This is a genomic window from Agrobacterium larrymoorei (assembly GCF_013322225.1).
GTDB classification, from domain to species: Bacteria; Pseudomonadota; Alphaproteobacteria; order Rhizobiales; family Rhizobiaceae; genus Agrobacterium; species Agrobacterium larrymoorei_A.
Genome location: NZ_JAAMFB010000019.1, coordinates 116,532 through 138,109 on the forward strand (window position 1 = coordinate 116,532; position 21,578 = coordinate 138,109).

Consider the following 21,578-nt stretch of genomic DNA (forward strand, 5'->3'; position numbering starts at 1 on the left):
TCCGTTAAGCGGCCATTCATGTGGAAAATGCGATAAAACAACAGCTTGCATTACCGGAAGACGCTTCTGCACATGCATGGGAGGGGCTGTGCGAAGAAGCCCACTCCAAAACTGGTATGAAGACGGGATTTGGGAATTGACACTGTTTCAGGTTTACATGCGCGCCATGCGCTATCTGGCCACCAACAAGTGGCGGGTCGCAGTCGTCGTTGTTGCGAACGTCATCCTCGCGGCCATCACCATCGCTGAACCCATCTTGTTCGGACGCATTATCGATGCGATTTCCTCCGGATCGAATGTCACGAACATCCTGATCCTTTGGGCGGCGTTCGGCGTTTTCAACACTGTTGCATACGTCGCAGTCGCGCGTGAAGCGGACCGTCTGGCGCATGGTAGACGCGCATCCCTTCTTACGGAAGCCTTTGGCCGCATTATCTCCATGCCGCTTTCCTGGCATCACCAGCGCGGTACGTCGAACGCGCTGCATACGCTGCTGCGCGCAAGCGAAACATTGTTCGGGCTATGGCTCGAATTCATGCGCACCCATCTGGCGACATTCGTGGCGCTTGCCTTCCTTATTCCTACAGCCATCGCGATGGACGTTCGCCTTAGTATCGTGCTGATCGCGCTTGGAACTGTTTATTGGTTCATCGGCAAATGGGTGATGAACAGAACGAAGGAAGGTCAGGCTTCCGTCGAGGAGCATTACCACTCCGTATTTGCCCATGTGAGCGATTCCATCAGCAACGTATCAGTGCTCCACAGCTACAACCGTATCGAAGCGGAAACCAAGGCGCTGAAATCCTTCACCGAGCGTCTGCTGAGCGCCCAATATCCAGTGCTCGATTGGTGGGCATTGGCAAGCGCGCTGAACCGTACCGCCTCCACCCTTTCGATGATGATCATTCTGATTATCGGTACGATTCTCGTACAGAAAGGCGAGTTGCGCGTAGGTGACGTTATTGCCTTCATCGGCTTCGCGAACCTGCTGATTGGCCGTCTTGACCAGATGCGGGCCTTTGCCACGCAAATTTTCGAGGCTCGTGCCAAGCTTGAGGATTTCTTCAAACTCGAAGATTCCGTTCAGGAGAGGGAAGAGCCGAAAGGCGCCAAGGAACTTGGTCACGTCGAAGGAACAGTCGAGTTTCGCGATGTCAATTTCGGCTTCGCCAACACGAAGCAGGGCGTCCATGACGTCTCGTTCGTGGCCCACGCCGGCCAGACGGTCGCCATCGTCGGACCGACCGGCGCGGGAAAGACTACGCTGATCAATCTTCTCCAGCGCGTCTATGATCCGAGCTCGGGTCAGATTCTCGTTGACGGCATCGACATTTCAACCGTCACACGCCAGTCGCTTCGTCATTCCATCGCCACCGTGTTCCAGGATGCCGGCTTGCTAAACCGATCCATCCGCGACAACATACGTCTCGGTCGTGATACGGCAACGGACGACGAAGTTGCGCAGGCAGCGGCCGCAGCGGCAGCGACAGACTTTATCGATAGTCGCCTCAATGGCTATATGACGCAGGTTGGCGAACGCGGAAACCGGCTGTCCGGCGGCGAGCGCCAGCGTATTGCCATCGCCCGTGCCGTCCTGAAGAATGCGCCAATCCTCGTTCTCGATGAAGCGACCAGTGCGCTCGACGTGGAGACCGAAGCACGCGTCAAGGACGCTGTCGATGCTCTGCGCAAGGATCGCACGACATTCATCATCGCCCACCGTCTTTCGACGGTACGCGACGCCGACCTCGTGCTGTTCATGGACAATGGCCGCGTTATCGAGAAGGGCACATTCGATGAACTGAGCCTGCGCGGCGGTCGCTTTACGTCACTGTTGAGGGCAAGCGGACTCGTCGGTAACGACGAGAAATCCAGCGCTCCGAACGTCGTGCCACTGAGACAGGCCGATCACGCCTGATTGCACACCTCCCGACATCACCGAGAGGCGATGCCGGGAGAGGTACGCAAAGAGCGATACAGGGGCAACAATTCCTAAGAAGAGTTCTGGCCCTGATGGCGCGAACGTCTTCATTTCCCGGTGATAAAGCGGCTATGCAACTCCCAAAAAGCTGGCCCGGTGCTGTTGATCGAATATTCCGATTTGAGCACCCTATTTGGAATTTGCTCCGTTGGCGTGTGGCTTCGACGCCTATACCTCTCGAACGCTAGGTTTATTGGCTTCGGTATAAAGAGGGCTCAAGGTGTCAAAAAAAGATTTTTATCGTTCACTGAAATATTCTGTAATCATAGGTGGGCTCTCCCCACTTCTCTTTGCATCGAACGTGTTTGCATCGGGATGCGGGAACACCTTTGAGGCGGGGCGCAGCAGCTTCGAGCTCACCTCCGGCGGGCAAACCCGCACCGTCGTCTACTTTGTTCCCTCCAATTATAGCGGCCATCAAAAAGTGCCCGCTGTGCTGGATTTTCATGGCAGCACCAGCACCGCAGATGAGCAGATGGACCGAAGCGAGTGGGAGCGGGTTGCAGAGCGCGAAGGCTTTATCGCAGTGGCGCTCCAAGGTGCAATACCGAGCACCAAGCCCGGCACGTTTAGCTGGAACATACCAGGTGTAACGAAGGGCGATGGACCAGATGACATCCGCTTCATCAACGATGCAATCACCGCGCTTTCGGAGCGATTTTGTATAGACGAGACGAAGGTCTATGGCACCGGCTATTCCGGTGGCGCACGTTTGCTTTCTCAATATATTTGCAATGGAGAAACAGGCTTTGCCGCTGCCGGTTTCGTGGCAGGACTGCGGGCGGGTTATCCAAAAGATGACAACGGAAAATGGCACCCCGACGCGGCAACTTGCACACCGAAAGCTACCCTCTCCTTTATTGCCTTTGCGGGGGCGAAAGACGCGATCAATCCCTATGATGGCGGTGGCCGCCCCTATTGGCAATACGGCGCACAAGCGGCACTTGATCGCTGGGTGCAGTTAAATGGTTGCACCGCAAAGCCGACCATTGAAAACAAAGGTCAGCTGACACTGTCGCAATATGACGATTGCAAAGAAGGCGCTCGGATAGCTTCTTACGTCATAGCGGATGCAGGCCATACCTGGCCTTCGAGCACCGCGATGCTGCGTATCCAGAACATTGTGGGGAAGGTTTCTCACGAAGTGAATGCGACCGACGAGATATGGTCATTCTTCAAAGCAACGGAAAACTGACATTTTCGGTACAGCGAGGATAGAACGTCAACCACTGTGACAGCAGGCACCTGCGTCTAGGCGCACGGTTATTGAAGAACTGCTGAAATATTTTCCGCCGTAAACGCATTGGAGCGTTTCCTTGTTAAAGAGAAACGCTCCGCAAATCATGCGACGATCAATACTGATCGTCTTCCTCTTCATCCGTGCGGGTCGACTTGAGCGACGAAAGCTTGGCGAAAACGGCGTTGGCGTCGATTTCCTTTTCTTCCTCGCGATCGTAGTCGAAGCCGAGCTTTTCGGTGGTGCTTGCAGGCTGCAATGTCGCGTCCAGCTCTTCCTGTGTAGGGAGCGGACGACCACGCGATGCGCGTTCGACTTCCAGGTCAAGGTCGATCTGGCTGCAGAGGCCAAGCGTCACCGGGTCCATCGGCGTCAGGTTGGCCGAGTTCCAGTGGGTGCGGTCACGGATCTGTTCGATGGTGGACTTGGTGGTACCGACGAGGCGCGAGATTTGCGCGTCCTTCAGCTCGGCATGGTTACGCACCAGCCACAGAATGGCGTTCGGGCGGTCCTGACGCTTGGAAACCGGTGTATAACGAGGGCCGCGACGCTTGGACTCAGGAACGCGAACCTTCGGCTCGGACAGCTTGATCTTGTGGTTTGGATTGGCTTCGGCGCGCGCGATTTCGTCACGGGAAAGCTGTCCGGTCGCAATCGGGTCGAGGCCCTTGATGCCCTGTGCGGCTTCGCCATCGGCGATTGCCTTGACCTCGAGCGGGTGAAGCTTGCAGAACGTCGCGATCTGATCGAACGACAGCGCCGTGTTGTCCACGAGCCAGACGGCGGTCGCCTTCGGCATAAGCAGTGTTTGAGCCATAGATACAGTCCTTCTGTCCGTCCGCTCCGGGGTGCGGGACGTGGATATTAAACCACTAATTTCCGGGATATGTCCGCTCTATAACCGGATTGCATCAGAATTGCAATTGTTTGAGCGACAAATGACCTTTGTCTAATTGCCGGATGCAATCCACCTGCTATGAATTGTGTACATGCCTGGAGATGAGGAGTTTCCAGCGCCACTAAAAGACATTCTGCAAGGAGGAGTTCATGTCTGCAAAGGTCTATCCGGTCCTCAAATCCGCCAAAGCTGGCACGCTGATCGACAACGACCGATACCTGAAATGGTATCAGGACAGCGTGGAGGATCCGGAGAAGTTCTGGGGCAAGCACGGAAAGCGGATCGACTGGTTCAAACCATATACCAAGGTCAAGAACACCTCATTCAAAGGCAAGGTACCGATCAAATGGTTCGAAGACGGGCTGACGAATGTCTCCTATAACTGCATTGATCGTCATCTAAAAACCCACGGCGAGCGTACGGCAATCATCTGGGAGGGCGATAACCCATATATCGACAAGAGGATAACCTATAACCAGCTTTACGACGCCGTCTGCCGCCTGGCCAACGTGCTGAAGAAGCAGGGTGTTAAAAAGGGTGATCGCGTCACCATCTACATGCCGATGATCCCGGAAGCGACCTATGCGATGCTGGCCTGCGCCCGTATCGGTGCGATCCATTCCGTCGTCTTCGGTGGTTTTTCACCAGAAGCGCTGGCGGGGCGTATTGTCGACTGCCAGTCCACCTTCGTCATTACCTGCGATGAGGGCGTGCGCGGCGGCAAGCCCATTCCACTCAAGGAAAATACCGACAAGGCGATCCACATCGCCGCCCGCCAGCATGTTATCGTCAACAAGGTGCTGGTCGTGCGCCGTACCGGCGGCAAGACCAACTGGGCGCCGGGCCGCGATCTTTGGTATCATCAGGAAGTGGCAACCGTGAAGCCACATTGCGAGCCTGCGAAGATGAAAGCGGAAGACCCGCTGTTCATCCTCTATACGTCAGGCTCCACCGGTAAGCCCAAGGGCGTTCTGCACACCACCGGCGGCTATCTCGTCTATGCCTCTATGACCCATGAATATGTGTTCGATTACAAGGACGGCGATATCTATTGGTGCACCGCCGATGTCGGCTGGGTCACCGGGCACTCCTATATCGTCTATGGACCGCTGGCGAACGGCGCGACAACGCTGATGTTCGAAGGCGTTCCGAACTTTCCTGATCAAGGTCGATTCTGGGAAGTCATCGACAAGCACAAGGTCAATATTTTCTACACCGCGCCAACTGCTTTGCGTTCGCTGATGGGTGCAGGCGACGACTTCGTCAAGCGCTCTTCGCGCTCCAGCATCCGCCTTCTCGGTACCGTGGGCGAGCCGATCAACCCGGAAGCCTGGGAATGGTATTACCATGTCGTCGGCGACGACAAGAGCCCAATCGTCGATACATGGTGGCAGACGGAAACGGGCGGCATCCTGATTTCACCGCTTCCAGGCGCGACCGACCTCAAGCCCGGCTCCGCGACGCGCCCGTTCTTCGGCGTCCAGCCGCAACTGGTCGATGCCGAAGGCAAGGTGCTGGAAGGTGCAGCGGACGGAAATCTTTGCATCACCGATAGCTGGCCGGGACAGGCCCGCACGGTCTATGGCGACCACCAGCGTTTCATCGACACCTATTTCTCGACCTATAAGGGGAAATATTTCACTGGCGACGGCTGCCGCCGCGACGAGGATGGCTACTACTGGATCACCGGGCGCGTCGATGACGTGCTGAACGTTTCCGGCCACCGCCTTGGCACGGCAGAAGTGGAGTCGGCGCTTGTGTCGCACAACCTCGTCTCCGAGGCTGCGGTTGTCGGTTATCCGCATAACATCAAGGGACAGGGCATCTACTGCTATGTAACGCTGATGGCCGGACAAAGTGGCGACGACGCGCTGCGTGCGGAACTCGTCAAGCATGTGCGTGAGGAGATCGGTCCGGTCGCAACACCGGACAAGATCCAGTTCGCCCCCGGCCTTCCCAAGACACGCTCCGGCAAGATCATGCGCCGCATCCTGCGCAAGATCGCCGAAGACGATTACGGCTCGCTGGGTGACACCTCGACTCTGGCCGATCCAGCTGTCGTGGACGACCTGATCGAAAACAGGCAAAACAAGCCGGTCGCGGCCTGACGGACAAAAATAAAAACCCGGTGACGCAAATCACCGGGTTTCTTCATTGCTGCAAAAAGTTGAACTCTTACTGAGCACGAACCTTCTTCAACTCAGCCTGAATGGCATCGACCACTTCCGGCCCGATCTGCGCCTTGTGCTTTTCATAGACGACTGCTGATTTCTCGCGGATGCGGTTCTGCTCTTCAGGAGACAGAGTGTTGACCGTAAGACCAGCAGCCTTGATCTTGTCAAGCGACTTCTGGTTCAGTTCACGAATGACCTTGCGCTCTTCGTCGCGGCCAACAACGGCGCATTCACGCAGTGCGGCTTGCTCTTCCGGCGTATAGCTGTCGAAGATCGGCTTGGAGAAGAGGAACAGGAACGGCGTGTAGGCGTGGTTCGTCTCGGTTACGAACTTCTGCACTTCGTAGAACTTCGACGTGTCGATCGTCACATATGGGTTTTCCTGCGCGTCGATGGCGTTGGTTTCGAGCGCCGAGAAGACTTCACCGAAAGCCATCGGCGTTGCGTTTGCACCAAGGTTCTGGAAGGTGTCTAGGAAGATGTTGTTCTGCATCACGCGGACCTTGAGGTCGGAGAAATCCTCCCACTTGTTGACCGCATGCTTGGAGTTGGAGAGGTTACGGAAACCGTTTTCCCAGTAGGCAAGGTTAACGAGACCCTGCTCTTCCAGCTTCTTGTTCATCATCTCACCGAACTCGCCATCGAGAACGGCGTCCACTTCCTTTTCATTGGCAAACAGGAATGGCAGATCGAATACGCCGAGCGCCGGGATGAGGCCGACCAACGGCGAAGAAGACGTGACCACGGCCTCCTGAACACCGGAACGCAATGCCTGCGTCGCCTGAAGGTCGCCACCCAGAGCGCCGCCCCAGAATGCCGTGATCTTCAGCTTCTCGCCGGTCTTTTCATCGAGGCAGGCCTGCATGGCCTTGATGCCGTTACCGACCGGATGATCCTGGTTGATGCCGTTCGATACGCGGATCGTGCGGCTGTTAAATTCCGCAAATGCCGGGGCTGCGGCACTGGCTGCAAATGCGATGGCCGTGGTGACCAGAAGTAGCTTTCTCATAGTTTCCTCCCTTTGAGCTTCAAGAAATCAGCGAAGATATTCCAGTGGTACCATGACGATCTGCGGGAAGATGACCAGCAGCGCCAGGACGATGGTTTCGGCAACAAGGAACGGCCAGACGCCGACCGTGACCTTGCCGAGCGGAATGCGCCCGACACCCGAAACCACATTGAGCACGACACCGACAGGTGGCGTGATGAGACCAATGGCGTTGTTCATGATGAACAGCACGCCAAAATAGACCGGATCGATACCCGCCTGCTTGACGATCGGCATCAGAACCGGCGTCAGGATCAAGATGGTCGGCGTCAGGTCGAGTGCGGTACCGACGATGAAGACGAGAACCATCATTGCGACCATCAACAGCATCGGACGGTCGATCAGAGGTTCGATGTAGCCAGCGACTTCATTCGGAATGTTTGCCGCCGTGATCAGCCATGCGGACACGAGAGCTGCCGCCACAAGGAACATGATGATCGACGTGCTTTTCGCCGCGCGCAGGAAGACATGCGCAAGGTCGGACGGCTTCAGTTCGCGGTAGATGACCATGCCGACGAAGAGAGCGTAAACAGCAGCCACGACCGCAGCCTCGGTCGGCGTCATGATACCGGCCTTGATGCCACCGAGAATGATGACGGGCATGCCGAGCGCCCATCCCGCACGGGCGGTCGCCATGAGACGTTCCTTGGCCGAAGCCTTTGGCAGCGGCTTGATATCGTCCTTACGGACAACGATCAGCCAGGCGATGATGAGCGAAGCGCCCATCAGGATGCCCGGTACTATACCGGCAAGGAAAAGCTGGGTGATCGAGACATTTGCCGCAACACCGAAGACGATGAAGGCCATGGATGGCGGAATGACCGGGGCAATGATGCCGCCTGCGGCGATCAGACCACCGGAACGCGGAATATTGTAACCGGCCTTCGCCATCATCGGGATCAGGATCGCCGCAAGAGCCGCCGTGTCGGCAGCAGCTGAACCGGAAATACTGGCCATGATGATGGCAGCCACGATGGCAACGATTCCAAGACCGCCGCGAATGTGACCGACCAGTGCAATGGCGAAATCGATGATTCGGCGCGACAGGCCGCCGGCATTCATCAGTTCGCCCGCCAGAATGAAGAATGGAATGGCAAGCAGCGTAAAGGTGTCAGCGCCGGAAATCATGTTCTGGGCGATGATCGCCGTGTTGAACATACCCATGTACCACATCAGCACGACGCCGCAGAACATCAGCGCGAATGCAACGGGTACGCCGATGGCCATGGCGCCCAGAAGAGAGCCGATAAAAACCAGAAGTGTCATGTATCAGCGCTCCGAAAGCTGTTCGATGGTGAGGTTTTCGCCTGCAAAGGCGGCGATTTCCTCTTCCTTCACCTTGCCGGTCAAAAGCCGGTAGAGCCGTTCAAGCGCGATGATGAACATGATGCCGCCAGTGAACATGCCGATACCGTAGACCCAGATCATCGAGAGACCGGTAACCGGTGCATGCATGCTGGCATTGATACCGGACTGCTTCCAGGTGCCCCAGAAGAAGATAGCGGAACAGATGAGAATGATGATGTTCGACAGGATCATGCAGACGATGCGCATGCGCCGCGACAGGAACATGACGAGCGTTTCGATGCCCATATGGCTATTTTCGCGGAAGGTCACGACGGCACCGATGAAGGTGATCCACACGAAGAAATAGCGCGCCATTTCCTCGGACACGTTGATGCCGGAGTTCATGGTGTAGCGCATGACGACATTCACGAAGACCATGATCGCCATACCCGCGAGCAGTGCGATCAGAATGATTTCCAGAATGCGATAAAAGATATTGATTGTTTTCTGCATCGTCCCCTCCCGAGAATGACTTAGAGTAGACCTCGTTTTGCGAGGTTGCGCATGAGCGCCGAAGTCCCAAACGTCCATTGCGGGCATTCGGAGGTACTGGCCACCCAATTGATCAGTCGCCCAAGTTTCGGCGTTGAGATTTCCACACGGTCTCCCTTTGCGTGCGTAAATCCAAGGCCTGGTCCATGCCTGTCCTTCACCGGCGCAAACATGGTGCCGAGGAAGAATATCGCGCCGTCGGGATACTGGTGATCGCGGTTGAGAAGCTGCGAAACCAGATTTTCCGGGCTGCGGCTGATGGCCTCCATCGGGCTGACACCCGTCATGGTGAAGCCGTCTTCTCCTTCGACCAGAAGCGAGATTTGCGCCTTCTTCACATCGTCCAACGTGAAGTCTTCGTCGAACAGGCGAATGAACGGACCGATGGCGCAGGAGGCGTTATTGTCTTTTGCCTTGCTGAGCAGGAGTGCGGAACGACCTTCGAAATCCCGGAGGTTCACGTCGTTGCCGAGCGCAGCACCGACGATACGGCCATTGGAGGTGACGGCGAGCACGACTTCAGGCTCAGGATTATTCCATTGCGATTTCGGATGAATCCCGATCAACGCACCGCATCCCACCGATGACATGGGCTGCGCCTTGGAGAAGATTTCAGCGTCAGGGCCAATGCCGACTTCCAGATACTGAGACCAAAGCCCCATCTCCTGAAGAAGCTTTTTGACTTCGGCGGCTTTCTCCGAGCCCGCCTCCAGACCCTTGAGGCTATCGCCAAGAACCGGCGCCAGTCGCGAGCGGATTTCCTGCGCACGCAGCGGGTCGCCCTTGGCCTGCTCTTCTATGACACGCTCAAGCATGCTGTCGGCAAAAGTCACGCCCGCCGCCTTCACCGCCTGGATGTCGTTCGGCGCGAGAAGCTCGCCCGCAGATTCATCCAGAAACGCATCCAAGGTACCAAGCGCGACGAAGCTCGAGACGGAGGCCAGGCGCTCAACGAGATCCTGCTGTTCGAGAATTTCGGAGACAGTAGGCGCAAGTTTTGAGAGATCGTAGAGAACGCCGTCCTTGAGGATGACAGGACATGGGCCGTCTTCCGACTTTGACCAGACACGACCGATCAAGAGTGCATCTTGATGATCATCAGGCAAAATCGATGATGCGTCGACGGTTCTGGCAGCAGCCATGTCTTACTCCTCCTCCTGGCACTCTCCCGACAATCGCCACCTCCGCAATTGCCATATTGTCTGAATATCAGACAACCTGAGTATGTTCATCTCATAATCTGCGTCGCTGGAATAGTCCAGTCTTACCCTTTGATTTCAATGGGGACGGCTGCAACCCATAATCAAGCTTCGGTGAAGATGAAGTCTGATTTACTCATAGGTTTCAACTTCAAGATTAACTCTTCGCGCTGCGCCCAACAAATGTGCGCGCATGGCTTGGCGCGCGGCTACAGCATCGCCCTTTGCAACGGCTTCGTATATCGCCACATGTTCGGCGATGGTAACATCCAGAATTTCCCCAAACACTGCGCGGGAGAAAGCGATATTGATCGCCGAGCTTATCCGCTCTGCGATGAAACCGAGGAACATCAGAAAGTAGTCGTTCTGCGTGGCTTCAGCCAATGTGCGATGAAAATCGAGATCAGCGGCAACGCCATCCTTTTCCCATTCCGGCGTGTTTCGCATACGCTCCAGTGCCGCTTGCAGCTTTTTCAACTGGGCGGGTGAGCGATGAACCGCGGCAAGGCCCGCAGCCTCGATTTCAAGCGGCATGCGGAGTTGGAACAGATTACGGAAGTTATCGGGATCGTTGAGCTTGGAACGCTCGACCCGGATAGAAACGCGCTGGCGCGGATCAGTTACGAAAGCACCCACGCCCTGCCGCGTTTCCACGACACCCTCGTTTCGCAGTTGCGCGATTGCCTCGCGAATGACCGAGCGGCTGACACCGAAAGTCTTGGACAGGACATGTTCCGTCGGCAGCTTGTCACCGGGCGCAAGCTTGGCGTCATGAATTTCACGCGCAATCTCAGCCGCAATCCTTCCCGGCAGATGATCGTTACGATGTATCTGGTTGAATTCCAGCGTCATGATGCCCCCAATGATAGAGATGCGCCTGATCGCCCGCATCTCTACTTGATCTAGCTAACGGTTTGCACACTGATCTGGCAACCGGGATTCATCCTAAGCCCCGGGTCGAAAGCCTTTTTCAATCCGAGAATCATCTGCCTTTGAACGTCCGTCAGACGTGCTTCGAAATCGTCGCGCTTGAGGCGACCAATACCGTGTTCGGCGCTGATGCTTCCGGCGTAGCGGTCCAGCACGTCGTTCACGATTACCTTCGATTTGTAGATATAGGCGTCGCGCTGTTCACGCGTGCCGCCGTTCGGCGGCAGGACGTTCAGATGCACATTGCCATCTCCGACGTGGCCGTAGGAAACGGCCAGACATTCCGGTAGCCTGGATGCGAGTTCGGCTTCGGCTTCGGCAACAAATTCGGCAAGCTTGGAAAGCGGTACGGAAATATCCGTGCGCATATGCGAACCACGCAACGCCTGCCCCTCATTCATGCCTTCGCGAAAAAGCCAAAGCGACCGGGCTTGAGCCTGGGACGAAGCAATAACGCCATCCAGCACCAACCCCTCCTCCATCACGCCTTCGAGGAAACGCCCCATGAGATCGGCAGTATCGACCAGACCGGAGCCCGAAATCTCCATCAGCACATAGGCGGGATAGTCCGCTGCAATCGGCATTTTCAGATCGGCAATAGCTTCCATGGCAAGGGTAAAGGCAACGGGGGGCATGAACTCGAAGGCCGACATCAGGTCGCAGCAGTCGCGGCGCGCGCGCCGGTAGAGCTTGATCGCATCATCCAGCGAATTCAAACCGAGCAGCGCCGTTTCGACATGCTCGGGGTTCGGGTAGAGCTTGACCGATACCGCCGTGATGATGCCGAGCGTGCCTTCCGCGCCGATAAAAAGCTGCTTCAGATCGATGCCCCGATTGTCCTTGCGCAATGTTGAAAGACCATTCCAGATCGTCCCATCCGGCAGAACGACTTCAAGCCCCAGCACCAGTTCGCGCGTCATGCCGTAGCGCAAAACATTGATGCCTCCTGCATTGGTAGACACATTACCGCCGATACGGCAGGAACCCTGAGCGCCGAGCGATAGCGGGAAGAACATGCCCTGTTCCTGCACCTTGTCCTTGAACTCGGAAAGAACACAGCCCGCTTCCACGACGGCGGAAAAATCATCCGCATCGATTGCCCGCACTGCGTTCATACGCTCGAGGCTGATAATGACCTGCCTTGTCGGAGCATCAGGGATGCCGCCCAGGACGAGGCCGGTATTTCCTCCTTGCGGGATGATCGAAAGCTTCAGCTCAGCGCAAGCCCGCACGGCAGCGGACACTTCTACGACCGAGCGAGGACGAAGAACCGCAACCGCCGTGGTGACAACATCACCATGCCAGTCGCGGCAGTAGCGCACCATATCTTCGTCATCGGTCATCACCATTGCAGCACCGAGATATTTTCTCAGCGAAAGCCGCAGACCTTCCAATAAACTCTCCGCCACGTCAGGCATGCCGCCCCTCTCTACTCTGAAGCGAACTTCATCATCTCTTTTGAAAAAACTGTTTCAACGGAGACGATATAAGGTTATCAGACAACCCTACAAGATAAAACTTGATCCGAGCGTTTTTGGCGGTCCAGTTTTCCTACCATCACGGAAGCGGAGGAATACGCATGCATATCGCAATCATCGGCGCAGCTGGCATGGTTGGGCGCAAATTGACCCAAAAGCTTGTGAAAGATGGCGGTCTTAATGGGCTCAGCATTGAAAAATTCACGCTGATCGACATTTTTGAGCCGGAACGTCCCGAAGGCTTTTCAGGTACGGTCGATGCACGCGCTGCTGATCTTTCGGCCCCCGGTGAAGCGGAAAAGCTGGTAAGCGGACGCCCGGATGTCATTTTTCATCTGGCCGCTATCGTCTCTGGAGAAGCGGAGCTGGATTTCGACAAGGGATATCGCATCAATCTGGATGGTACCCGCTATCTCTTTGATGCGATTCGTCTGGCGCATGATCAGGATGGCTATACGCCCCGCGTGGTCTTTACCTCGTCGATCGCCGTGTTCGGCGCACCGCTGCCTTACCCTATCCCGGACGAATTCCATACCACGCCGCTCACCAGTTATGGCACGCAGAAGGCGATCTGCGAATTGCTGCTGTCAGATTACAGCCGCCGCGGTTTCTTCGGAGGCATCGGCATTCGCCTGCCCACCATCTGTATTCGCCCCGGCAAGCCAAATGCCGCAGCGTCCGGCTTTTTCTCCAATATTCTGCGCGAACCGCTGGTCGGCCAGGAAGCAGTCTTGCCAGTGCCAGAAAGCATTCGCCACTGGCATACCTCGCCGCGTTCCGCGGTTGGCTTCCTTTTGCACGGCGCGACGATCGACATGGAAAAAGTCGGCCCGCGTCGCAATCTTTCCATGCCTGGCCTGAGCGCAACCGTTGGCGAGCAGATCGAAGCTCTTCGCAAAGTCGCTGGAGACAAGGCAGTGTCGCTGATCCGCCGCGAGCCGAACGAAATGATCATGCGCATGTGCGAAGGCTGGGCTCCGGGCTTTGAAGCCAAACGCGCCCGAGACCTCGGCTTTACATCGGAAAGCTCATTCGAAGATATTATCAAGGTTCATATCGAGGATGAATTGGGAGGTTCGCTGAAATGACCGGATCCGCATCTAAATGGACCATCGCCTTCATTGGAACCGGCCTGATGGGCGGGCCGATGGCGCGTAATCTTCTAAAGGCCGGCTTTGCCGTGCGGGTCTGGAACCGAAGCACCGAGAAGGCGCAGGCGCTTGTTGCCGATGGAGCGGTGCTCGCCAATTCTCCGGCAGAGGCCGCCCAGGGCGCAGATGTCGTCATCACCATGTTGAGCAACGGCAAGGCAGTGGGGGAAGTTTTGTTCGAAATGGGCGTGGCGGCAGCGCTCGGCAAGGGCGCCGTCGTCATCGATAGCAGCTCTATCGCTCCACCGATTGCACGCGACCACTCGGCAAAACTTGGAGCGCTCGGCGTCCATCACCTGGATGCTCCGGTGTCAGGTGGCGTGCCGGGTGCAACGGCCGGAACACTGGCGATCATGGCGGGCGGCGACGAGGCTATCGTCAACAGCCTTGCGGATATTTTCTCCGCGATGGGCAGACTGACCTATGTCGGCCCTTCCGGTGCGGGGCAACTCTGCAAACTCGCCAACCAGCAGATCGTCGCGATCACAATCGGGGCCGTGGCTGAAGCCATGATGCTGGTCGAAGCAGGAGGGGCATCGCGGGAAGGTTTCCGCAACGCCATCCGCGGCGGCTTTGCCGAAAGCCGCATTCTCGAATTGCATGGCGAACGCATGGTCAAGCGCGACTTCGTACCGGGCGGCCCATCGAAATTCCAACTGAAAGACCTGAATGGCGTATTGGCAACGGCGGAAGATCTGGCACTGACGCTGCCACTCACGCAGCAGGTAACTCGCGAGTTCGACGACTTCGTCAGCGATGGTGGTGCGGACGTGGATCACAGCGGTATTCTGCTGTATCTCGAGAAGCTGAACAACCGCCAGAAACCGGCATAAAAGATTCTGCCAAACTCGTCGTATGGTGACTTTCGCCAAGACATAATATGACATATGGTCGCCCCGGCTTTGCTGCGCACATTCTCTGCGCAGCGTCATAATTCCATGACCGAAAGGTCTTTTCATAAGAAGCGGGGCGGCGCATAGACGTTTGCCTCAGCATCAAAGGGAGCATGTCCATGACCATCCATCAGAACCTCATCGGCGGCGAGTGGATCGGAGCCGAAACTTCGAAGAACATCAATCCGTCCGACACAAACGAGGTCGTTGGCCTTTACGCACAGGCCTCTGCTGACGACGCCAAGCAGGCGATTGCCGCTGCCAAGGCTGCCTTTCCCGCATGGTCGCGCTCCGGCATTCTGGAACGCCACGCGATCCTGAAAAAGACCGCCGACGAAATCCTTGCCCGCAAGGAAGAACTCGGCGCTCTTCTGGCCCGTGAAGAAGGCAAGGTTCTGGCCGAGGGTATTGGCGAAACCATCCGCGCCGCCCAGATTTTCGATTTCTTCGCTGGCGAAGCGCTTCGTCTGGCAGGCGAAGTCATTCCGTCTGCACGCCCCAATATCGGCGTTGAAATCACCCGCGAGCCGCTCGGCGTCATCGGCATCATCACGCCGTGGAACTTCCCAATTGCTATTCCGGCATGGAAGATTGCGCCTGCTCTTTGCTACGGAAACACTGTCGTCTTCAAGCCTGCCGATCTGGTTCCGGGCTGCTCCTGGGCCATCGTCGATATCCTGCATCGCGCGGGTCTGCCGAAAGGCGTGCTGAACCTCGTCATGGGTCGCGGCTCGGTCGTTGGTCAGGCCATGCTCGACAGCAAGGATCTCGCTGGCATCACCTTCACCGGCTCCACCGGCACCGGCCAGCGCGTTGCTGCATCGTCCCTGCCGTTCAACCGCAAATTCCAGCTGGAAATGGGTGGCAAGAACCCCTTCGTCGTTCTGGATGACGCCGATCTCGGTGTTGCCGTTGAAGCCGCCGCCAATTCCGGCTTCTACTCCACCGGCCAGCGCTGCACGGCATCCTCGCGTATCATCGTCACAGAGGGCATCCACGACAAGTTCGTTGCGGCATTGTCCGAACGTCTTGCCAAGATCAATGTCGGCCACGCGCTGGACAAGGAAACCCATGTCGGTCCAGTCGTTGATGAAAAGCAGCTGAAGCAGGACACCGACTACATCGAGATCGGCAAGAAGGAAGGCGCAAAGCTTGCCTTTGGCGGCGAAGTTCTGGAGCGCGGCACCCCCGGCTTCTTCCTTCAGCCGACGCTGTTTACCGAAGCAACCAATGACATGCGCATCTCGCAGGAAGAAATCTTCGGACCTGTTGCCGCTGTCATCCGCGTGAAGGATTATGATGAGGCTCTGGCCGTTGCCAACGACACGCCATTCGGCCTGTCCTCCGGCATCGCCACCACCAGCCTCAAGCATGCGACCCACTTCAAGCGCAATGCCGAAGCTGGCATGGTCATGGTCAACCTGCCGACCGCTGGCGTGGATTTCCACGTACCGTTCGGCGGACGCAAGGCTTCTTCTTTTGGCCCGCGCGAACAGGGCAAATATGCCAACGAGTTCTTCACCACGGTCAAGACCGCTTACACGCTGGCCTGATGACCAACAGAAACGAAAATCCCCGGCATGGTCCGGGGATTTTTTTGTAATCAGCATGGATAGCGTCCAGCTATCCCGAATGATTGGCTGTCCAGCGGAACTGTCGGCTTGAAAGTAAACGGGGATTACTGACCGCGACCTGCCTGAAGCGTGGTCGCCAGAAGCGTCAGCAGGGCAACGCTTTCTTCCAGACTTTGCCGCTGGCGGCTTTGCAGAATTGCGGCCTGCAAGCGGTTCATTTCTCTTGCTATCGCCGCTGGCTGCCATGTGCGTAACGCACGTTCGATCACCGGCTTGCGGCGGAAATGAATGCCGCGTCCGAGTGTCTGCATGACCTGACCGGCCTGCAACTTCTTCTCATCCATTTCGGCGCGCATCTGGTCCAGCAACTGAAACTGGCGCAAACACCCCTGAAGCACCAGAAAGATCGGCGTCTTGGAGGAGATGATCTTTTGCGTGGCATGAAAGAATGCGTTGCGGTCGCCTTTCAGAATGGCGTCCACGGCATCATCCGCCGAAACCGCGCTGGCGTCGCCAATGATTGCCATCACATCGTCTTCTTCGATCACATCGCGGCCGCGGCAATAGAGCGCCAGCTTTCTGACCTCGTTGCGCGACGCGATCCGGTCGCCGCCAAGCGATTCGATCAGCCGCGTGCGAGCGGCTGGGGCGATGCGAAGACTTTCCTCTGCCAGTTCGTGATCGATCAAGGCGTTGAGCGCACGAGCGTCATCGGCATAACAGGGGATGGCGGCAACGGCCCGTGATGGTTCGGCGATCTTGCGAAGACCCGTGCCTTTCTTGATATCCCCCGCCTCGATGATGAGGAAGCTCGATTCCGGCGGATTTTCGGAGAGTATCTGCAGCGCATCCACCAATGCTTTTTCATTGGCAGCGCCCTTCACCCAAACCAGCTTTTCGCCACCGAAAAGGCCAATGGCGTTCACTTCATCCAGCAAACGACCGGGATCGCCCTGCAAATCGGAAACGGTGAGTTTGAGGCTGGCAAAGGCGTCGTTCGGATCGATCCCAGTCCTGGAGGCAATGATTGCCGCCCGTTCCGACACAAGCCCACGGTCGGGACCGTAAAGAACGAAAATACGAAAACGCTCCGCCGGTCTTTCGGCGAAGCGTTCGAACTCGTGGGATTTGATTTCCGTCATGACAACAGCTTAGCGGCTGAGCGTGGCGGCAATATCCGTGCGGATGATCTCGGCCAACTCACGGGCGGCACGGTTTTCGCCATCGCGCACGGCACGAATCTTCGCAAATTCCTGCTGCGGAAGATCGAGCATCGCCGTGACGACGCGGGTGGCTGAACGCAGCACCTGACCGTCGGAAATGCGCGTCAGTACATATTTGCCAGTCATCGTCACGCGACCCGGATAAGGGCCGTCATAGTTGCTTCTGCCGACAGACAGATTGGTATCGTTGGTGACTTCCGTGGTCGTCGCGCTGGAGGTGACAACCAGCTTGACTTCGTAATCCTTCCTGAGCGGCGCACCTTCCCCGCCATAAGCCAGGAATACCAAGTGGTTGCGCACTTCCTGCGTGATGCGATCATTGGCCGTCGAGAAGTTGACGGAGGCAAGCTTCTCACGGGTACCCGAGGCAACGCCGTAAAGCGGGCGCACCTGACAACCAGCAAGAATACCTGCGAACAGAACGACTGAAATTGTGGCTGCTATGCGGCCCCATCTGGAATTGGCGTCAGACAACAATGTTCACAATCCTTTGTGGAACCACGATGATTTTCTTCGGCTGGGAGCCGGCCAACGCCGCTTTCACGGCGTCCAGTTCCAGCACTGCGGCGCGGACGGCATTTTGATCCGCATCGCGCGCGATTGTCAATTCGCCACGCTTCTTACCGTTGATCTGGATAGGGAGCACGACATCGTTCTCCTCGCAAAGCGCGGGTACGAAGTTCGGCCATGCGCTTTTTGCAACCAGACCCGTGTTGCCCAGAACCTTCCAGCATTCTTCTGCCAAATGCGGTGTCATCGGCGCTATCAGGCGGATGAGGATTTCCACCGCTTCGCGAGAAGCCGCCTTCACATCGTCTGTCTTTCCACCATTGGCGATTTCCGCCAGAGGTCCAGCAATCGTGTTGACGAATTCGTAGATGCGGGCAATCGCCTTGTTGAAGGCCAGCTTGTCCAGATCGTCCTGAACGGCCTTCAGCGTCTTGTGCGCGGCCTTGGAAACGGCAAGACCTTCGCCTTCCGTTGCCGCAGCAGCTTTGACACTCTTCAGCTCTTCGGCAGCTTCGCCGATGATGCGCCAGACACGCTGGACGAAGCGATGAGCACCTTCGACACCCGCTTCCGACCAGATGACATCCCGATCTGGCGGGCTGTCGGAGAGCACAAAGAAGCGGGCTGTATCGGCACCGTAAGACGCGATGATATCGTCTGGATCGACAACGTTCTTCTTCGACTTCGACATCTTCTCGATGGAGCCAATGGCGACTTCCTCGCCGCCCTCCAGCATGAAGGCGCGGCGCTTGCCATCCACTTCCTCGATGCGGATTTCAGCAGGCACAACCCACTGGCCGTTCTGGCCTTCGCCGAGGCGGTAGGTTTCGTGAACCACCATGCCCTGCGTAAACAGGCCCTTGAAGGGCTCCTTCACGTCCACATGGCCGGTTTCCTTCATCGCGCGGGTGAAGAAACGGGAATAGAGCAGATGCAGGATCGCATGTTCGATACCGCCAATATACTGGTCGACAGGCAGCCAGCGATTGGCGACCTTCGGGTCGGTCGGCTGATCTTCCCATGGCGCGGTAAAGCGGGCGAAATACCAGCTGGAATCCACGAACGTATCCATGGTGTCAGTTTCGCGACGTGCATCGTGCCCACATTGCGGGCAAGCGACATGACGCCAGGTCGCGTGGCGATCCAGCGGGTTACCGGGTACGTCGAAGGTGACGTCATCCGGCAGCTTGACCGGCAGATCCTTCTTCGGAACCGGCACCACACCGCAGACTTCGCAATGGATGACCGGTATCGGGCAGCCCCAATAGCGCTGGCGCGAAATACCCCAGTCGCGCAGACGGAAATTGACCTTACGCTCGGCCTGCGGTTCGCTGCCCAGCGTCTGAGCGGACAGCTTGGTGACGACGGCTTCGAAAGCATCCGTCGTCTTCATGCCGTTCAGGAACTGCGAATTGATCATGATGCCGTCATCGACATAGGCGGTATCGCCCACAGCGAAGGTCTCCGCATCGCCATCTTCCGGCATGACGACCGGCACGACCGGCAGGCCGTATTTACGGGCGAAATCCAGATCGCGCTGGTCGCCGGACGGGCAACCGAAGATTGCGCCGGTGCCGTAATCCATCAAGACGAAGTTGGCGATATAGACCGGCAGCTCCCAGGATGAATCGAGCGGATGCTTGACCTTGACGCCGGTGTCCAGCCCCTTTTTCTCAGCCGTTTCCAGCGCAGCGAGAGACGTACCCTGACGACGGCATTCGTCGCAGAACTCGGCAATTCCTGCATTCTTATCTGACAGAGCCTTTGCCAACGGATGGTCAGCGGCAATGGCGAGGAAAGATGCGCCGAAAAGCGTGTCCGGGCGTGTCGTGTAGACGGTGATATCGTCGAAACCGGCAGGTGCCGTTGCGGCAACCGTCTGCCAGCGCAAAGACAGTCCTTCGGACTTGCCGATCCAGTTCTTCTGCATCAGGCGGACTTTTTCCGGCCACTGGTCCAGCTCATCCAGCGAATCCAGCAAATCCTGGCTGAAATCGGTGATGCGGAAGAACCATTGCGTCAGTTCACGCTGTTCGACCAGCGCACCGGAGCGCCAGCCGCGACCGTCGATAACCTGTTCGTTTGCCAGAACCGTGTGATCGACCGGATCCCAGTTTACCTTGGACTGCTTGCGGTAAACCAGACCTTTTTCCATGAAGTCGATGAACAGCGACTGCTGGCGGTGGTAATAATCCACATCGCAGGTCGCGAATTCGCGCGTCCAGTCCAGAGACAAGCCCATGGACTTCAGCTGATTGCGCATTGTGGCGATGTTCTGGTAGGTCCAGTCCTTGGGGTGGACCTTGTTCTGCATCGCGGCGTTTTCTGCGGGCATACCGAAGGCATCCCAGCCCATGGGGTGCAGAACATTATAGCCGCGTGCGCGCTTATAACGAGCGACGACATCGCCCATGGCATAGTTGCGCACATGACCCATATGGATGCGGCCCGAAGGATACGGGAACATCTCTAGAACGTAATATTTCTCACGGGCGTCGCTGTTGTCCGTCACGAAGACCTTGTCTTCGTTCCATTGCTGCTGCCAGCGCGGCTCGGCGTCGCGAGGATTATAACGTTCGATGGCCATACTTCTGAAATCCGGGTATCGAGGGGTAAATTTGCGCTGACCTTCACCATGAAACGACCCATGCGTCAAGTTTGGGCGGGGTTTCGCGGCGTAATCTTCACGCTACCGCGCTCAAATGGTGACAATCGCGCTTGGCATCAAGGCGAAGCGTGTTTAGGTAGCCTCCTATCGCATTCAAACGAAGGTCTTTCCCATGGAAATCGAAGCACGTCTTGAAGAGGTCAGACAACGGATCGCAATGACGGCTGAGAAGGCGGGTCGTGAACCTGCGGATGTCAATCTGGTCGCCGTATCGAAAACATTTGAGATGGATGCCATCCAGCCGGTGATCGATTGTGGCCAACGTGTCTTCGGTGAGAACCGCGTACAGGAAGCACAGGGCAAATGGCCAACCTTGAAAAAGAAGACGCCAGATATCGAACTTCACCTGATCGGACCTCTGCAATCCAACAAGGCGGCGGATGCGGTGGCGCTGTTTGATGTCATCGAGACTGTCGATCGCGAAAAAATTGCCCGGGCGCTAGCAGAGGAATGCGCAAAGCAGGCGAGAAGTTTGCGTTTCTATGTTCAGGTCAATACAGGGCTGGAGCCGCAAAAGGCTGGGATCGATCCTCGTGAAACGGCGGCGTTTGTAGGGATGTGCCGCGAAGAACTGAAGCTCGATGTCGAGGGACTGATGTGCATTCCGCCCGCGGACGAGAACCCCGGCCCGCATTTTGCTCTTCTGGCGAAGCTCGCAAAGGAATGCGGCGTTAAAAAACTCTCCATGGGCATGTCCGGCGATTTCGAAACTGCTATCGAGTTTGGCGCAACGAGCGTGCGCGTCGGGTCGGCGATTTTCGGCACGCGCTGAACC

The 21,578-nt window shown here is 56.9% G+C and carries 17 protein-coding genes; 7 read left to right on the plus strand and 10 right to left on the minus strand.

Translation table 11 applies throughout. From position 1 onward, the window contains the following. Positions 1–136 precede the first annotated feature (136 nt). Both G6L28_RS12230 and G6L28_RS12235 read left to right on the plus strand, forming a co-directional pair. Positions 137–1,918 carry a glucan ABC transporter ATP-binding protein/ permease gene (locus tag G6L28_RS12230; RefSeq protein ID WP_174064241.1) on the plus strand — a complete coding sequence of 594 codons (1,782 nt, stop codon included), beginning with the start codon at positions 137–139 and terminating at the stop codon, positions 1,916–1,918. A gap of 283 nt (positions 1,919–2,201) precedes the next feature. Next, on the plus strand, positions 2,202–3,176 hold the full coding sequence (locus G6L28_RS12235; protein ID WP_174064056.1) for an alpha/beta hydrolase family esterase: 975 nt from the start codon (positions 2,202–2,204) through the stop codon (positions 3,174–3,176). A 157-nt stretch (positions 3,177–3,333) separates the two neighbouring features. On the opposite strand, the gene G6L28_RS12240 is transcribed toward G6L28_RS12235, so the two are convergent. Continuing rightward, complete coding sequence (locus tag G6L28_RS12240; protein ID WP_174064057.1) at positions 3,334–4,035, minus strand: DUF1013 domain-containing protein; 702 nt, start codon at positions 4,033–4,035, stop codon at positions 3,334–3,336. Positions 4,036–4,265: 230 nt separating this feature from the next. Between G6L28_RS12240 and acs the strand changes: the two genes are divergently transcribed. Then, positions 4,266–6,224, plus strand: a complete 1,959-nt coding sequence (gene acs / locus G6L28_RS12245) for an acetate--CoA ligase (RefSeq protein WP_174064058.1) — start codon at positions 4,266–4,268, stop codon at positions 6,222–6,224. Between the two features lie 67 nt (positions 6,225–6,291). Here acs and G6L28_RS12250 read toward each other — a convergent pair whose 3' ends face one another. The 6 genes from G6L28_RS12250 to G6L28_RS12275 form a co-directional block, all read right to left on the minus strand. Next, positions 6,292–7,299 (minus strand): TRAP transporter substrate-binding protein, encoded by a 1,008-nt coding sequence (locus G6L28_RS12250; RefSeq protein WP_174064059.1) that lies wholly within the window; start codon positions 7,297–7,299, stop codon positions 6,292–6,294. A gap of 27 nt (positions 7,300–7,326) precedes the next feature. Then, positions 7,327–8,604, minus strand: a complete 1,278-nt coding sequence (locus tag G6L28_RS12255; RefSeq protein ID WP_174064060.1) for a TRAP transporter large permease — start codon at positions 8,602–8,604, stop codon at positions 7,327–7,329. Positions 8,605–8,607: 3 nt separating this feature from the next. Then, a complete protein-coding gene (locus tag G6L28_RS12260) occupies positions 8,608–9,138 on the minus strand; it encodes a TRAP transporter small permease (protein ID WP_174064061.1) in 531 nt (176 codons plus the stop codon). A 20-nt stretch (positions 9,139–9,158) separates the two neighbouring features. Beyond that, on the minus strand, positions 9,159–10,319 hold the full coding sequence (locus tag G6L28_RS12265; protein ID WP_174064062.1) for a fumarylacetoacetate hydrolase family protein: 1,161 nt from the start codon (positions 10,317–10,319) through the stop codon (positions 9,159–9,161). Between the two features lie 189 nt (positions 10,320–10,508). Further along, positions 10,509–11,228 (minus strand): FadR/GntR family transcriptional regulator, encoded by a 720-nt coding sequence (locus tag G6L28_RS12270; RefSeq protein ID WP_174064063.1) that lies wholly within the window; start codon positions 11,226–11,228, stop codon positions 10,509–10,511. A 50-nt stretch (positions 11,229–11,278) separates the two neighbouring features. Beyond that, positions 11,279–12,724, minus strand: coding sequence for an FAD-binding oxidoreductase (locus G6L28_RS12275; protein WP_174064064.1), 1,446 nt, complete (start codon positions 12,722–12,724; stop codon positions 11,279–11,281). Between the two features lie 161 nt (positions 12,725–12,885). Here G6L28_RS12275 and denD point away from each other — a divergent pair, with 161 nt between their 5' ends. The 3 genes from denD to G6L28_RS12290 all read left to right on the plus strand — a co-directional run bounded on the left by denD (position 12,886) and on the right by G6L28_RS12290 (position 16,381). Beyond that, positions 12,886–13,872 (plus strand): D-erythronate dehydrogenase, encoded by a 987-nt coding sequence (gene denD / locus G6L28_RS12280; protein WP_174064065.1) that lies wholly within the window; start codon positions 12,886–12,888, stop codon positions 13,870–13,872. Continuing rightward, positions 13,869–14,768, plus strand: coding sequence for an NAD(P)-dependent oxidoreductase (locus tag G6L28_RS12285; RefSeq protein ID WP_174064067.1), 900 nt, complete (start codon positions 13,869–13,871; stop codon positions 14,766–14,768). The genes denD and G6L28_RS12285 overlap by 4 nt, the downstream gene beginning before the upstream one ends. Positions 14,769–14,947: 179 nt before the next feature. After that, positions 14,948–16,381 (plus strand): aldehyde dehydrogenase family protein, encoded by a 1,434-nt coding sequence (locus G6L28_RS12290; RefSeq protein WP_174064069.1) that lies wholly within the window; start codon positions 14,948–14,950, stop codon positions 16,379–16,381. A gap of 125 nt (positions 16,382–16,506) precedes the next feature. Here the strand turns inward: G6L28_RS12290 and holA are convergent, their stop codons facing one another. From holA to leuS, 3 genes are read right to left on the minus strand one after another with little or no spacing between them, the layout of a single operon-like run. Next, entirely contained in the window at positions 16,507–17,544 is a 1,038-nt protein-coding gene (gene holA / locus G6L28_RS12295; protein WP_174064070.1) for a DNA polymerase III subunit delta, read from the minus strand. A 9-nt stretch (positions 17,545–17,553) separates the two neighbouring features. Further along, a complete protein-coding gene (locus tag G6L28_RS12300; protein ID WP_174064072.1) occupies positions 17,554–18,099 on the minus strand; it encodes a hypothetical protein in 546 nt (181 codons plus the stop codon). Further along, positions 18,092–20,722, minus strand: coding sequence for a leucine--tRNA ligase (gene leuS / locus G6L28_RS12305; RefSeq protein ID WP_174064074.1), 2,631 nt, complete (start codon positions 20,720–20,722; stop codon positions 18,092–18,094). The genes G6L28_RS12300 and leuS overlap by 8 nt, the downstream gene beginning before the upstream one ends. Positions 20,723–20,915: 193 nt before the next feature. Between leuS and G6L28_RS12310 the strand changes: the two genes are divergently transcribed. Continuing rightward, a complete protein-coding gene (locus G6L28_RS12310) occupies positions 20,916–21,575 on the plus strand; it encodes a YggS family pyridoxal phosphate-dependent enzyme (RefSeq protein ID WP_174064075.1) in 660 nt (219 codons plus the stop codon). Positions 21,576–21,578: the final 3 nt, after the last annotated feature.